Annotated in this window: 12 protein-coding genes; 7 read left to right on the top strand and 5 right to left on the bottom strand. The window is 74.5% G+C overall.

The window, feature by feature from the left end:
* Positions 1 to 122: 122 nt before the first annotated feature.
* Positions 123 to 944 carry a maleylpyruvate isomerase family mycothiol-dependent enzyme gene (locus OP86_RS21715; RefSeq protein WP_030057751.1) on the bottom strand — a complete coding sequence of 274 codons (822 nt, stop codon included), beginning with the start codon at positions 942 to 944 and terminating at the stop codon, positions 123 to 125.
* Between the two features lie 174 nt (positions 945 to 1,118).
* Here OP86_RS21715 and OP86_RS21710 point away from each other — a divergent pair, with 174 nt between their 5' ends.
* From OP86_RS21710 to OP86_RS21700, 3 genes are all read left to right on the top strand, one after another.
* Positions 1,119 to 1,916 (top strand): carbon-nitrogen family hydrolase, encoded by a 798-nt coding sequence (locus OP86_RS21710; protein WP_030057750.1) that lies wholly within the window; start codon positions 1,119 to 1,121, stop codon positions 1,914 to 1,916.
* 124 nt (positions 1,917 to 2,040) lie between these two features.
* The gene (locus OP86_RS34350; protein WP_078589388.1) at positions 2,041 to 3,114 is read left to right on the top strand and encodes a GntR family transcriptional regulator; all 1,074 of its coding nucleotides are present in this window, start codon (positions 2,041 to 2,043) and stop codon (positions 3,112 to 3,114) included.
* A gap of 117 nt (positions 3,115 to 3,231) precedes the next feature.
* The gene (locus OP86_RS21700) at positions 3,232 to 3,879 is read left to right on the top strand and encodes a hypothetical protein (protein WP_030057748.1); all 648 of its coding nucleotides are present in this window, start codon (positions 3,232 to 3,234) and stop codon (positions 3,877 to 3,879) included.
* 58 nt (positions 3,880 to 3,937) lie between these two features.
* On the opposite strand, the gene OP86_RS21695 is transcribed toward OP86_RS21700, so the two are convergent.
* Positions 3,938 to 4,723: an SLATT domain-containing protein gene (locus tag OP86_RS21695; protein WP_030057747.1), complete on the bottom strand. Its 786-nt coding sequence runs from the start codon at positions 4,721 to 4,723 to the stop codon at positions 3,938 to 3,940.
* Between the two features lie 367 nt (positions 4,724 to 5,090).
* On the opposite strand from OP86_RS21695, the gene purD reads away from it, so the two are divergent.
* From purD to OP86_RS21675, 4 genes are all read left to right on the top strand, one after another.
* Entirely contained in the window at positions 5,091 to 6,338 is a 1,248-nt protein-coding gene (purD, locus tag OP86_RS21690; protein WP_030057746.1) for a phosphoribosylamine--glycine ligase, read from the top strand.
* Positions 6,339 to 6,883: 545 nt separating this feature from the next.
* A complete protein-coding gene (locus tag OP86_RS21685; RefSeq protein ID WP_030260142.1) occupies positions 6,884 to 8,467 on the top strand; it encodes a M48 family metalloprotease in 1,584 nt (527 codons plus the stop codon).
* Between the two features lie 248 nt (positions 8,468 to 8,715).
* Positions 8,716 to 10,254 carry a N,N-dimethylformamidase beta subunit family domain-containing protein gene (locus OP86_RS21680; protein ID WP_030260140.1) on the top strand — a complete coding sequence of 513 codons (1,539 nt, stop codon included), beginning with the start codon at positions 8,716 to 8,718 and terminating at the stop codon, positions 10,252 to 10,254.
* 132 nt (positions 10,255 to 10,386) lie between these two features.
* Entirely contained in the window at positions 10,387 to 11,286 is a 900-nt protein-coding gene (locus OP86_RS21675) for a phosphoribosylaminoimidazolesuccinocarboxamide synthase (RefSeq protein ID WP_030057743.1), read from the top strand.
* 31 nt (positions 11,287 to 11,317) lie between these two features.
* On the opposite strand, the gene OP86_RS21670 is transcribed toward OP86_RS21675, so the two are convergent.
* The 3 genes from OP86_RS21670 to OP86_RS21660 all read right to left on the bottom strand — a co-directional run.
* Positions 11,318 to 11,938: a response regulator transcription factor gene (locus OP86_RS21670; protein ID WP_030057742.1), complete on the bottom strand. Its 621-nt coding sequence runs from the start codon at positions 11,936 to 11,938 to the stop codon at positions 11,318 to 11,320.
* Positions 11,935 to 13,203 (bottom strand): sensor histidine kinase, encoded by a 1,269-nt coding sequence (locus OP86_RS21665; RefSeq protein ID WP_078589375.1) that lies wholly within the window; start codon positions 13,201 to 13,203, stop codon positions 11,935 to 11,937. Before OP86_RS21665 ends, OP86_RS21670 begins: the two co-directional genes overlap by 4 nt.
* Positions 13,204 to 13,263: 60 nt before the next feature.
* On the bottom strand, positions 13,264 to 14,133 hold an 870-nt coding region (locus OP86_RS21660), incomplete at its 5' end, for an ABC transporter permease (protein WP_342447789.1).

The following is a 14,133-nucleotide window of genomic DNA, read 5'->3' as shown; positions in this document are numbered from 1 at the left end:
CGCCCGGAACAACGAGGCCGAACAGGTGAGGTGACTGGTGCTGTGTTGACGCATGGATGCACGAGTGGTGCCGACCCGGCGCGCGTTGGTGCGTGTACGCCGGGTGGTGTGCGCCGCGGGTGTCAGATGGTCACGGCGAAGTTGGCCAGTACCCGTTCGGCCAGCTCCTTGTCGCCCTCGATGGTCACCGGGCCGGGCCGGCCGCGGCCGCAGGCGAGCCGCAGGTACGTCTCCCAGTCCATGGCGAGCTGGACGTCGGGGGCCAGGCTGATCGACTCGTCCACGGTGCAGTGGCCGGTGGAGTCCACCCGGACGGTGCGCAGGAACTCGACCGGGCCGGTGACGTCCAGGACCAGGGTCGTTCCGGCCGGAGCGCCCGCCTTGTTGGCGACGGCCTTGGGCAGCAGTTCCAGCAGGAGGTCCCGGGCGATCAGGGCGGCCGGGGCGTCGAGGTTGCCGGGGGTGTCCAGGGCCCGGCGCAGGTCCTGCTCGTGCGCCCAGACGTCGAAGGCCCGCATCCGCAGTAGCTGGTGGTACGGGACGTCCCTGGCGAGCGGGCCGGCGGGCCAGCGCACCGGCTCGTCGGGCGTCTGCTTGGCGTTCCGCAGCGCGCGGGAGCGGCGGATGATCGTGTACTCCAGTTCGCTGGTCATCTCCAGCGCGGTGTGGCAGCGGCGCTTGTCGACGGGCAGTTCGACGTAGCGGGCGAATTCGGTGGCCACGTGGCGAAGGTCACGCGGCAGCGAGTGGATCGGGCGCGGGTCGCCGAGCAGCTCGGACTCGACGGCGATGACGTGCGAGACGACGTCCCGGACGGACCAGCCGGGGCACTCGGTGGCCCGGTTCCAGGAGTTCTCGGGGAGGGGGGCGACCAGCTCCGATATGGACTCGATGCTCTGGGTCCACGCCTCGGTGTAAGCCTGCACGGTCTGGTTGTCCGTCACGGGAATCTCCGGCCCTCCGTCAGCTTCCTTGCCCGTCCGCGCCCCGCTGTCACGGCCGGCCGAGATGGTCCGGCTTCCGGGCGCGCACGCTAACCGCACGTTACGCTGCCCGGAGACAGCTGGGCAGCGCTTTCGGGTGACGATCGTAGGACTCTTGCCGTGGACGGTGGTACTGTGCGCGCTTCATTGATCCAACTCGCGGTCTCCGACGCCGAGCCGCCCGCCGAGCGGCGGGCCAGGGCGGCGGCGTTGGTACGGGCGCAGCAGGGCGCCGATCTGGTGGTGCTGCCGGAGTTGTGGCCGCTCGGCGGCTTCGCGTACGACCTCTGGTCGGACGGCGCGGAGACGCTGGACGGGCCCACCTCGGACGCGATGGCGGCCGCCGCCCGGGCCGCCGGGGTCTGGCTGCACGCAGGGTCGATCGTCGAGCGGGATCCGGACGGGCCGATCTACAACACGTCGATGCTGTTCGCCCCGGACGGCGAGCTGGTGCACACCTACCGCAAGATCCACCGCTTCGGCTTCGACAGCGGTGAGGCGGTGGTGATGGGCGCCGGTCAGGAGATCGTCACCGCGCCGACCGACTTCGCCACGCTGGGCCTGGCCACCTGCTACGACCTGCGCTTCCCGGAGCTGTTCCGGGCGCTGCTGGATGCCGGGGCGCAGCTGCTGGTGGTCCCGGCGGCGTGGCCGGCCCGGCGGCGGGAGCACTGGACGCTGCTGGCCCGGGCGCGGGCGGTGGAGGAGCAGGCGTTCGTGCTGGCCTGCAACACCGCCGGGACGCACGCCGGGGTCGAGCAGGCCGGGCACAGCGTCGTGGTGGACCCGTGGGGCCGGGTGCTGGCCGAGGCGGGGGCGGAGGAGGAGGTGCTGACGGTGGAGTTCGACCCGGCCGAGGTGGCCAGGGCGCGCGAGGACTTCCCGGTGCTGCGGGACCGCCTGCTGGGGATTCCGGCGCCGGTCCAGCGCTAGGTGTACTGACCACGGAGGGTTGGTTCGTACCTGGCACGGGCGGGTTTGAGAAGATGAGCACTCGTCGTGTTCCCGCCGGTCCGTGAGGGCCGGCCCGGTCGGCCCGCCCGAGGAGGTCGCGCCCATGCCTGGCGACGGTGCAGGCGATACCCCCCGCCCCGTCATCCACCGCAACAGCCTGCGCGAGCAGATCGCCGGCGCGCTGCGCGAGGAGATGATGGCCGGCCGGCTCGCAGCCGGCCGCAACTTCACCGTCAAGGAGATCGCCGAGCTGTACGGCGTCTCCGCGACCCCGGCCCGGGAGGCGCTGGTCGACCTCGGCGCGCAGGGGCTGCTGCGGACCGAGCACCACCGCGGCTTCACGGTGCCCGAGCTGTGCTGGGACGACTTCCTGGAGATCTTCGAGTCCCGGGTGCTGCTCACCGACAGCTTCCACCGACAGTTCTCCACCCGCCGGGCCCTGCCCGACCTCAGCCGGCTGCCCTCGCTGCACCGCCGGGCCGACGCGGCCGTCCGGGCCGCCCGGGCCGGGAACCTGGACGTGATGGTGGGCTGCGACCGCCGCTTCTGGCAGGAGGTCGCCAGGCTGCTCGGCAACCGCCGGATCGCCGACTACCTGGACTGGCTGCGGGTGCAGTCCTGGATGTTCGCCGCCCCCTACCTGCGGGAGACGTCCAGCCTGGCCGGGGTCTGCTGGGACCGCCACCTGGACCTGGTCGGGGCGATCGAGGCGCACGACCTGGCCGGCGCGCACCGGATCATCTGCGAGTACAACCTGTACACGGCCCGGCTGCTGGCCGATCTGGCCGGGCAGCCGCTGGAGTCGGTGACGGTTCTGGGCCTGCTCACCGAGACGACCGGGACGACTGAGACGACCGAGGCGAAGCAGCCGCCCGTCCCGGTCGAGCCGTCGGCCTCGCAGCCGTCCTCGGAGCCGGCCCCGGAGACTACGTCCGCGACGGAGCCCGTGCCGGAGTCCGCCCCCGGGCCCGGTGCGGCCGGCGGCGGGCGGGCCCGGCGGGGCGACGAGGTCGGCCGGGAGCTGGGCCGGGAGCTGGGCCGGGAGCTGGGACTCGGCCTCGGCCTGGTGCCGCAGCCCCGCTCGCTGTCGTACGGCCGGTTCGGCCGCCGGCTGCCCGAACCGGCCCCCGAGGCTCCGCGGGGACGGCCCGACCCGCACGCGGCCCCGGGCCGGTAGGGTGAGCGGGCGTCGAACCGGGCGCTCCGCAAAAGGGACATCCGGGTACCGACCCCGCCCCCCGTCGTCGCCCCGCCCCGCGGGCGATCCCCGCCGCCCGGAGAGGAACTGCCGGCCATGGCCTGCGACCTCTGGCTCGTCCCGCTGGTGGACGTGCTGAGCCACAGCCCCGACAACCCCTTCCGGGACGATCTCGCCCTCTACAACGCGGTCTTGACCTCACGCGGGCTGCCCGAGGTGCCGGTCTACGAGTACGTCCCGGGCATCAGCGGCGCGGTCGAGCCGATAGCCGCCTTCGACTACGACTCGCTGCACTTCCTGCGCCGCGCCTACCTGCTGGGCCTCACCGGCCTGGACATCACCCCGGTCGATGCGCTCGGCGGGGACTACGAGCAGCTGCTGGAGATGTTCGAGAGCAGCGCCGAACAGTCACACCTGGTCTGGCACTTCGACCACGCCGGCGCGTACGTGCCGATCGAGTTCCAGGTGCCGCTGGTGGACGACGCGCTGCTCGCCTCCGGCGGCCCGCTCGGCTCCAGCCACGGGCTGCTGCGCGAACTCCAGGCCGTGGCGCCGGCACTGGGCATCGACCCGCTCAACCCGCCGGACCCGACCCGGCCGCTCGGCCCGACCGGCCTGGAGCAGCCGTTCGGGCCGCCGATCGACGACGTGCACCCGTTCGCCCGCGAGCGGCACGCCTGGTCGGGCCTGTACGCGGCGGCCACCAGGAGCGTCACCCAGGGTTCGATGATCGTCTTCGCCTGAGGCCCTGAGGCCCTGAGGCCCTGAGGCCCTGAGCTCGGACGGGCGCCCGGGCCCGCAATCACCGCAACGGCCCCTCCGGCGGCCGCTGGCGCGGCATCGTGGGCCGGGTGCCCGGCGGCGGCAGCACCCGCACCTGGGCGCCCACCCCCGGCTCGGAGCGCCCGCCCCAGCTCCCGGGGGCCTGGGTGGGCAGCTGGGTCATCGAGGCGCGGAACTCCAGCATCCACTCCGCGGTCTCGGTGCGGACCATGTCCGAGATGTCCTCGCAGAACCGGCGCAGCACGCCCAGGCAGCGCTCGGCGGCCTCGCCCGCGGTGCCCTCGGTCGGGCCGAGCACCTCGCGCACGCACTCCGACGCCCAGTCGAACTGGAAGGCCTCCAGGCGGCGTTGCAGCGCCTGGCCGGTGGAGACGTCCCGCATCCAGCCGGAGGTCAGGCCGAAGGCCCGGTCGGCGCCGTGGCAGGCGGCGGCGAGCGCCAGGCCGACGTAGCCCCAGCCCGTGCCGTGCGCGAAGCTGCCGGCCAGGTCGACCAGCGGGGCGGTGACCCCGGCCAGCACGAAGCCGGCCGTGCCGAACCGCAGCAGGCGCGCCCAGCGGCGCTTCCGGACCCGGTCCCGGCGGTACCACTCGATCGCCTCGACCGCCCGCTCCTCGGACCAGCGGTAGAGCTCCTCCAGCCGCTCGGCGGGCTCGCCCCAGTCCCCGAGCGGGAACTGGCGGGTGCTCAGATCGGTCCGGTGGCGGGTGGAGGCCCGCCGGACCACGGCGGTGGCGGGCGGGTCCTCCTCGCCGATCTCCTTGCCCCAGGCACTCTCCTCGGGCTGCATTTCCGGCTGGCTCACCTGTGGGGCTCCCTGTGGCGGGCGGGCGGCTGGTTCTGGCGGCGCATCGACTGACGTGACGTCTGCCGATGGTTGTCCAACAGCACTTCTTACCGCCAAATGGCTGACCATGGGGGAGCTTCGAGGTTGATCGTTACCGGTTTCGGCCATCGGAACCCGAGGTGAGCGGGTTGCGGGGGTCGGCGGGATTTCACCCGTCCGAGCGAGGGGCCGGTGACCCGTGGTCGTGACCCGGGCACCCACCGCCCACCGGACCCCTCCCGGCTTGGAGGATCCTCCGGCATCGTCGGCGTACGGAGGTCTTCTCCTGGAGGATCCGACGGGACCGGAGAGCGACCTGAACAGGCCACCGACTACGCTGCCAGGCGTGAAGGTCCTCGTCATCGGCGGCGGCGCCCGCGAACACGCCCTGTGCCGCTCTCTGTCCCAAGATCCCGCCGTGACCGAGCTGCACTGTGCCCCGGGCAATGCCGGGATCGCACAGGTGGCGACGGTCCACCCGGTCGACCAGCTGGACGGTGCGCAGGTCACCGCGCTGGCCGTGCGGCTCGACGCCACCCTGGTGGTGGTCGGCCCGGAGGCCCCGCTGGTCGCCGGCGTCGCCGACGCCGTGCGCGCGGCCGGCATCCCGGTGTTCGGCCCCTCCGGCGCCGCCGCGCAGCTGGAGGGCTCCAAGGCCTTCGCCAAGGACGTGATGGCCGGGGCCGGCGTCCCCACCGCCCGCTCCTACGTCTGCACCACCGCCGCCGAGGCCGCCGAGGCGCTGGACGCCTTCGGCGCCCCGTACGTGGTCAAGGACGACGGGCTGGCCGCCGGCAAGGGCGTCGTGGTCACCTCCGACCGCGAGGCCGCGCTGGCCCACGCCGCCTCCTGCGAGCGCGTGGTCATCGAGGAGTACCTGGACGGCCCCGAGGTCTCGCTGTTCGCGATCACCGACGGCACCACCGTCGTCCCGCTGCAGCCCGCGCAGGACTTCAAGCGCGCGCTGGACGGCGACGAGGGCCCCAACACCGGCGGCATGGGCGCCTACTCCCCGCTGCCGTGGGCGCCCTCCGGGCTGGTCGAGGAGGTCCTGGAGACCGTCCTGCAGCCGACCGTGGACGAGCTGCGCCGCCGCGGCACCGAGTTCTCCGGCCTGCTCTACGCGGGCCTCGCGCTCACCTCGCGCGGCACCCGGGTGATCGAGTTCAACGCCCGCTTCGGCGACCCGGAGACCCAGGTCGTGCTGGCCCGGCTGCGCACCCCGCTGGCCGGGGTGCTGCTGGCCGCCGCCACCGGCACCCTGGACCAGCTGGAGCCGCTGCGCTGGGACGAGGGCGCGGCCGTCACCGTGGTCGTCGCCTCCGAGGGCTACCCGGCCGCGCCGCGCACCGGCGACCCGATCGAGGGCCTGGCCGAGGCCGAGGCGGACGGCACCGCGTTCGTGCTGCACGCCGGGACGAAGGCCGGTGAGGACGGGCAGGTGCTGAGCGCCGGCGGCCGCGTCCTGTCGGTCACCGCGACCGGCGCCGACCTGGCGCAGGCCCGCGACCGCGCGTACGCGGCCGTGGACCGGATCAGCCTCAAGGGCGGCCAGCACCGCACCGACATCGCGCTGAAGGCGGCCACCGCGTAGGGCAGTTCGGCCGCTCCGAAGCCGCTCCGAAGCCTCTCCGAGGGCGCTGCGGGCCGTGGGAATCAACCCCATGGGCGCAGCGCCCCCGGCGTTTCGGGGCCGGAGTGGCTCCGGGGACGGACGTACCGTTCGGCCGTCGTATTCCAGCCCATCGGGTGACAGCACCCGCATCCGGCTGACGTAACCGGCTGCCCGGCCTTATGGTGCGCTGGATCGCAGCGCGCGGGGCCCGCGCGCCGGGGTCGCCGCCGGGTAGCGGCGCCTCCGCGGAGGGATGCTGGACGGCGTCCGGCCGGGCGGTCGCCCGGGTGCTTCGCACCGGACCGGTCGAGGGCGTCCGGAATCCGGACGGTGTCACCGGGACGAGTGGAAACCGGGGCGATCCGGAACGACCACCCGACCGGGCGTCGAAAATGGCAGTAGCGCCACGCAGCATGCACTACCGGGATCGGACACCTCCGCTTCCCGGTCGGAACTGATCGTTTCGAGTCGGCTCAGGGCCCGTTTCCGGGCGCCCGAGGGCTCCGAAGGGGGTGCCGCACCGTATGGCCGCTGTCGACACCGCGCGCGCTCATGCCCAGGCGGTCCTGCGGGTCCGAGGTCTCGCGCTGGCCGCCGCCGTCCTGCCCGCCGCCGTGGCGGTGGTCCTGCTCGCGGGCCGGTTCACCGGCCGGATCGGCGCGCCCGGCGCGGCCGACGCCGCCGGCTGGGACGCCGCCCGCTGGGTGGTCTGCGCGGTCGCCGGGCTGACCGTGCTGGTCGCCGGACTGACCGCCCGCGCCCTGCGGCGGGCCGAGCCGCCCAGGACCCCGGCCGTCCAGCTGGACCGCGCCGAGGCCCCCGAGCTGTACCGGCTGATCGACGAACTGGCGGACCGGCTGGACGTCCCCGCGCCCTCCGCCGTCGCCCTCACCCCGGACTGCGACAGCTGGCTGGAGGACGTCCCGCCGCCGCGCCGGCCGGGCCCGCTCCGGCCGCACTCCGAGCCGCCGGCCCCGGTGCTGGTGATCGGCTCGCCCTTCCTCTGGTGGATGCGGGCCGGCGAGCTGCGGGCCCTGCTCGCCCCCGTGGTGGCCGGCACCGCCGCCTCCGCCGACCCGGAGATCGCCGCCGCCCGCCGGTTCCTGCGCAGCCTGGACGCCTGTCTGGACTCCGGCGCGGGCGCGGCCACCGGCCTCGGCGGCGGCACCCTGGCCGCCCCGCCCCGGCCGCCCCGGCGGGGCCCGGCCGCGCTCGCCGACCGGGTCACCCGCCGGATCACCCGCCGGCTGCTCGGCGCCTGCCGCGGCCACTCCGCCGAGCTGGAGCACTCCGTCGCGGGCTGGGCCTCCGAGCAGGCCAGGACGGTCGACTACGGTCTGCGGATCGCTGCTCAGGAGCAGGTCGGCCTCGCCTACGCAGGCTGGGACCGTCTCCTCACCCGGGTCGCGCTGCCCGCCTGGCGGCTCGGCCGCCACCCCGCCCACCTCAACGCCGGCGTGGCCGAGGCGCTCGCCGAGTTGTCCCGCCGCGACCGGCTGGCCGACGGGTACGGCACCCGGCTCGGCGACCGCCCCGCCTGCGACCTGCTGGAGGAGCCCGGCACCGTCGACCGGGCGGTCTCCCGGCTCGCCGCCGAGCTGTTCTTCGGCCGCCCGGCGGCTGGCGCCTGGCACGAGCTGGAGTGGGCCGAATACCCGGCCGAGGTGGTGGACGCCGGCTGGCGGTCGGGCGCCGCCGCCCTGCAGTCCGCCCTGGACCGGCTCGCCCCGCAGTCCCGCCCCGGCTCCCCGACCCTCACCCGGCTGCTGGTCCGGCTCGCCGAGGGCGACGGCGAGCAGCTGGCCGCCGCCCTCGCCGCCCAGCTGGCCCGCACCACCGCCCCGGCCCCGCTGCTCGAACCCGACCGCACCGGCCGCGACCTGCTGGTCGACCACGTCACCGCGATGGTCTGCTGCGCGGCCGTGGACACCGCCGGCGGCGCCCCCGGCCTGGACTGGCTGGACGGCCCGGTGCTGCTGCTCGGCGGCGTCCGCCGCACCGACCTGGCCGGCCCGGTGGCGCAGGCCGTCGAGCAGGGCCAGGACGGCCCGCTGCGCGCCTGGCTGGACGCCGCCGACGTCCGCCTGGAGAAGCCCGTCCGTCTCTAGGCCCTGCCCGGCGCCCGGGGCCCGACGGTCCCGAGCCCGACGGCGCTCGGGACCGTCGTACGCGCCCCCGGACGATTCGGCCGCCGGTCGTCTTCGCAGGCCGGAGGCCGTCTCCGGGAGGCGCGTGAGATTCCCCGCACCAATTGCCACCGGAGGGTGACGGAGCACCTGCACTCTGTGGTGTATTAGACCGCACGCACATCCGGGGGGCACGTGCCAACCGGGCGGAAGTGCACCTGGAGGGGCGCGTGGGCACCGAACTCAACCGCCGCTGGGAGTCCGGAACGCACGCCTACAGCGTCTCCGACCCCTTCGGCCAGGGCCCGCTGCCCTGGCTGCGCAGCCCGGACCAGTACCTGGCCGGCGCGGAGGGCGCCGTCCCCTGGTACGTCTCGGTGGACGCGCCCGGCCAGCAGCCGCTGACCGCCGGCGCACGCCCCAAGCCGCCGGTCGGCACCCCGCAGAGCTCCAACGACGTGGACCAGCAGATCAAGGGATTCGCCTCGGCAGGAGTGGTCCGCCCCGGCGGCTCGGTGGACTTCCGGGTCACCGTCAACCCGCCCCGCGAGTTCACCGTGGACGTCTACCGGATCGGCCACTACGGCGGCGACGGCGCCCGCCACATGACGTCCAGCCCGGCGATCGCCGGCCTCGCCCAGCCCGCCCCGCTGGTGGTCGACCGGACGGTCTCCTGCCACCACTGGTGGCACTCCTGGCGGCTGCAGGTCCCGGTGCACTGGAAGCCCGGCGCGTACGTCGCCGTGCTGACCACCGCGGACATGCTGCACCGCAGCCACATCCCGTTCACCGTCCGGGACTTCGACGACCGGGGGCACACCGCCGAGCTGCTCCTGGTGCTCCCGGACGTGACCTGGCAGGCGTACAACCTGTTCCCCGAGGACGGCCGCACCGGCGCCAGCCTCTACCACGCCTGGGACGGCCGGGGCGGCCTGGTCGGCGAGCCGGAGGCGGCCGTCACCGTCTCCTTCGACCGCCCGCACGCCACCGCCGGGCTGCCGCTGCACGTCGGCCACGCGTACGACTTCATCCGCTGGGCCGAGCGCTACGGCTACGACCTCTCCTACGCCACCGCCACCGACCTGCACGCCGGCCTGGTCGACCCGTCCCGGCACCGGGCGCTGGTCTTCCCCGGCCACGACGAGTACTGGTCCGAGCCGATGCGCCGGGCCGCCGAGCGGGCCAGGGACGGCGGCACCTCGCTGGTGTTCCTCTCCGCCAACACCATGTACTGGCGGGTCGAACTGACCGCCGCCGCCTCCGGCGAGCCCAACCGGCTGCTCAACTGCCGCAAGCGGCAGAAGGTGGGGCCCGGCAGCCCGGCGGCGGGCGCGGCCGGGGCCGCCAGCGCGCTGTGGCGGGACGCCGGGGAGCCCGAGCAGCACCTGCTCGGCGTGCAGTACTCGGGCCGGGTCGCCGCGCCCGTCCCGCTGGTCGCCCGGCACACCGCGCACTGGCTCTGGGACGGCACCGGCCTGCAGGAGGGCGACGAACTGCCCGGCCTGGTCGCCGGCGAGGCCGACCGCTACTACCCCAAGGTGGCGCTGCCCGAGCACACCGAGCGGGTGCTGCTGGCGCACTCCCCGTACCGGGACCTGGCCGGGCGCACCCGCTACCAGGAGACCTCGCTGTACCGGGCGCCCAGCGGCGCGTACGTCTTCGCGGCCGGCACCTTCGCCTGGTCGCCCGCGCTGGGCCGCCCCGGCCTGACCGACGAGCGGATCCAGCGGGCCACCGCCAACCTGCTGGACCGGCTCGGCAAGAACTGAGGCCCGCCGGACGGGGGAGCGATCCGGCGGCCAAGGAAGCGGGTTCCGGCGGTCGTGAAAGACTGCGGGGGCCAGTGACCTCCCCTTTCGCCGTGCCCCACGCCCGCGAACGACCCCTGAGGACTGAACACCTTGAGCGGATTTGTCACCAAGCCCGAGCCGGTCCAGGTACCCGGCCTGGTCCACCTGCACACCGGCAAGGTGCGCGACCTCTACCGCACCGGATCGGGTGAGCTGGTCATGGTGGCCAGCGACCGGATGTCCGCCCACGACTGGGTGCTGCCGAACGAGATCCCCGACAAGGGCCGGGTCCTCACCCAGCTGTCGCTGTGGTGGTTCGAGCGGATCGCCGACATCGTCCCCAACCACGTGATCTCCACCGAGGTCCCGGCCGGCGCCCCCGCCGACTGGAAGGGCCGCACGCTGATCTGCAAGAGCCTGGACATGGTCCCGGTCGAGGCGGTCGCCCGCGGCTACCTGGCCGGCTCCGGCCTGGCCGAGTACCGGGAGAGCCGCACGGTCTGCGGCATCGCCCTGCCCGAGGGCCTGGAGAACAGCTCCGAGCTGCCCGCCCCGATCTACACCCCGGCGCTCAAGGCCGAGGTCGGCGAGCACGACGAGAACGTCCCCTACGAGGAGACCGCCCGCCGGATCGGCGCCGAGCTGGCCGCCCAGCTGCGCCGCACCACCCTGGACGTGTACGCCCGCGCCCGGGACATCGCCCGGGACCGCGGCATCATCCTGGCCGACACCAAGTTCGAGTTCGGCCTGCTGGACGGCGAGCTGGTGATCGGCGACGAGGTCCTCACCCCGGACTCCTCCCGCTACTGGCCGGCCGACCAGTGGCAGCCTGGCCGCTCGCAGCCGTCCTTCGACAAGCAGCTGATCCGCGACTGGCTGGTCTCCCCGGCCTCCGGCTGGGACCGCTACAGCGAGCAGCCGCCGCCGGAGCTGCCGGCCGAGGTGGTCGAGCAGACCCGGGCCAAGTACATCGAGGTCTACGAGCGGCTGACCGGCACCACCTGGGCGTAACGCCCTCGGCGACGCCCGCGAGCACCCCGGCTCAGATCCAGCCGTGCTCGCGGGCGATCCGCACCGCCGCGTGCCGGTTCTCCGCGCCCAGCTTGGTGGCCGCCGAGGACAGGTAGTTGCGGACGGTGCCCTGGGAGAGCGAGGCCCGCTCGGCGATCTCGGCGATCGAGGTGCCGTCGGCGGCCAGCTCCAGGACGTCCGTCTCGCGCGGGGTCAGCGGGGTCTCCCCGGCGCTGATCGCGTCCGCCGCCAGCTCCGGGTCCACGTACCGGCCGCCGGACCGCACGGTGCGGATGATGCCGGCCAGGTCCGCCGCCGAGACGGTCTTCGGCAGGAAGCCGCGCACTCCGACCTCCAGCGCGCGCTTCAGGTAGCCGGGGCGGCCGTGGCCGGTGACGATCATGCAGCGGCAGTCCGGCAGCAGCAGGCGCAGCGCGGCGGCCACCTCGATGCCGTCCTTGCCCGGCATCTGCAGGTCCAGTACCGCGACGTCCGGCCGGTGCGACTGCGCCATCGCCAGCGCCTCCGGGCCGGAGCCGGCCTGGGCGACCACCTCGATGTCGTCCTCCAGCGAGAGCAGCGCGGCGAGCGCGCCCCGGATCAGGTGCTCGTCGTCGGCGAGCAGGACGCGGACGGGCGCGGTGTCGGTCATCGCGGGGCCTCTCCGGGGTGCAGCGGGACGGTGGCGAGCATCCGGAAGGTGCCAGCCTCGGCGGCCGGTACGGTCAGCTCGCCGTCGTGGGCGGCGAGGCGTTCGCGCAGGCCGCGCAGCCCGGTGCCGCTGCCCTGGGAGGGGAGCGGTACGGCGGGCACCCCGTCATTCTCCAGCTCCAGCACCGCCCGTCCGTCCTGCTGCCGCAGCCGGATCAGGCAGTGGGCGGCTTCGCTGTGCCGCAGCACGTTGGTGGTGGCCTCGCGGATCACCCAGCCGAACACCGACTGCACCGGGGGCGGCAGTTCGTCGGCGTGCTCGCCGAGGTCGATCTCGCAGGCGACGTCGGCGGAGCGCAGCACCGCCCGGGCGCCGATCGCCTCGGCGTGCAGGTCGGCGGTGCGGTAGCCGCGGATGACGTCCCGGACCTCGCGCTGCGACTCCTGGGCGATCCTCTGCACCTCGGCCATCTGCTCGGCGGCCTCCGGGCGCCCCCGGCGGGCGAGCTGTACGGCGAGTTCGCTCTTCAGCGCGATGGTGGTGAGGTTGCGGCCCATCACGTCGTGCAGGTCGCGGGAGAAGCGCAGCCGCTCCTCGGCGACGGCCAGCCGGGACTGCGCCTCGCGGGCGCCGTCCAGCTCCCAGACCACCGCCGTCAGCCAGGCGAAGCTGCGGCAGCTCGCCGCGACGAAGGGCATCCCGAGCAGGGTGCCGACCAGCTGCCCGGCGGTGGTGCCGGGGCTCATCCCGGCCAGCACCATCGCCGGGGCGACCAGCAGCGCGAGGACGGCGGCGGCCGGGGCGGACCAGCGCAGCGGGAGGCCGATGGACATCGGGGCGAAGGCGACGACCAGCAGGCCGGTGGTGAGCAGGAGGGTGAGCGGCCGTTCGGCTGGCGCCTCGACTGGCGGGCCGGTCAGCAGCAGCGCCCAGGCGCCGGCGACGGTGACCGCGCCGTTGGCCACGAGCCAGCGGCGGTGGTCGCCCGGTCGGCCCAGGTAGTGGTCGAGCGAGGTGCGGCAGGCCCGGATGCCCACCAGGGTGGTGGCCAGCGAGACGGCGATGGTGACCCGGGCGGAGCCGGCCGAGTACCGCTGGGGGTCGGAGCCGAGGCCGAGCAGGGCCACCGGGAGCACGATCAGCGCCATCAGGTAGATCGACCAGCGGAAGTAGAGCTCGGCGCGCTTGGGCTTTCCGAAGCCCCGCCATCTGCGCAGTGGTGAGCGCATGTCCACCTGCCGTCCCCCCAGTTCGACCACGATCATGCAGCTGCCTTCATATCAGAGGTCTGGCTGGGGGTATTGCCTTGATTTGCTGTCGGCCAATCAGCGACGCGGCTCCCAGCGGAAGTAGCGCACCGCGCCCCAGACCGCCAGGCCCAGCCAGATCGCAGCGGTGACGAGGTGCGGGGCGGCGGTGCCCCAGCTGCCGGCGAAGCCGGTCGCGGCGGCCGAGCCGTCGGTGCCGAACCAGCCGACGCGGATCAGCTGGAAGGCCGGGGTGGTCGGCAGCAGGCGGCAGACGTCGGCCAGCTGGGTGGGCATGACCTCCAGCGGGATGAACAGGCCGGCGCCGAGCTGGATGACCAGCATGACCGGCATGGTGGTGATGCCGGCGCTCTCCACGCTCTTGGTGAAGGCGCTGGACAGCGCGGCCAGGGCGATCATGGTGGCCAGGATCAGCACCAGGCCGACGAGCATCAGCAGCGGGTTGACCGGCACGGACAGGTGCAGTCCGATGCTGCCGCCGATCCCGATCAGGGCGGCCATCAGCAGGCCGAGCGTGAGCGAGGGGACGGCCGTGCCGAGCAGGATCTCGATGTCCCGGGCCTCGCCGGTGCGCAGCCGCTTGAGGACCAGCTCGGTTCGCCGGGCGACGTAGGCGGCGGTCAGGTTGTAGTAGACGACGAAGGCCAGCATCATCCCGAGCGCGCCGTAGACCAGCAGCGAGTCGACGGCCAGCCCGGGGTTGCTCTCGGCCTGCTTGGCGAGCGTGCCCTTCAGGGTGACGACCAGGAACAGCGGCAGCAGCAGGGCGGTGAACAGCGCCGTGCGGTTGCGCAGCAGCAGGGTGGCCTCGGCGCGGCCGAGGGCGAGCAGCCGGCGGCCGGCGGTGCTCTGCGGGCCGGTGGTGCTCTGCGGGCCGGTGGCGGTGGGGGCGGCGGTGGTCATCGGGCGGATCCGATCAGGCGGCGG

Origin of the sequence: Streptomyces novaecaesareae, assembly GCF_000716875.1 — a bacterium.
Classification (GTDB): Bacteria; Actinomycetota; Actinomycetes; order Streptomycetales; family Streptomycetaceae; genus Kitasatospora; species Kitasatospora novaecaesareae.
Note: the sequence above shows the minus strand (reverse complement) of the source record. Positions and strands in the feature narration are given on the sequence as shown.

Coding starts and splice junctions, on each gene's coding strand:
- OP86_RS34350 (WP_078589388.1), top strand. CDS start 2,041: ATGCCTGGCGACGGTGCAGGCGATACCCCCCGCCCCGTCATCCACCGC.
- OP86_RS21700 (WP_030057748.1), top strand. CDS start 3,232: ATGGCCTGCGACCTCTGGCTCGTCCCGCTGGTGGACGTGCTGAGCCAC.
- OP86_RS21685 (WP_030260142.1), top strand. CDS start 6,884: ATGGCCGCTGTCGACACCGCGCGCGCTCATGCCCAGGCGGTCCTGCGG.
- OP86_RS21670 (WP_030057742.1), bottom strand. CDS start 11,938: ATGACCGACACCGCGCCCGTCCGCGTCCTGCTCGCCGACGACGAGCAC.
- OP86_RS21665 (WP_078589375.1), bottom strand. CDS start 13,203: ATGATCGTGGTCGAACTGGGGGGACGGCAGGTGGACATGCGCTCACCA.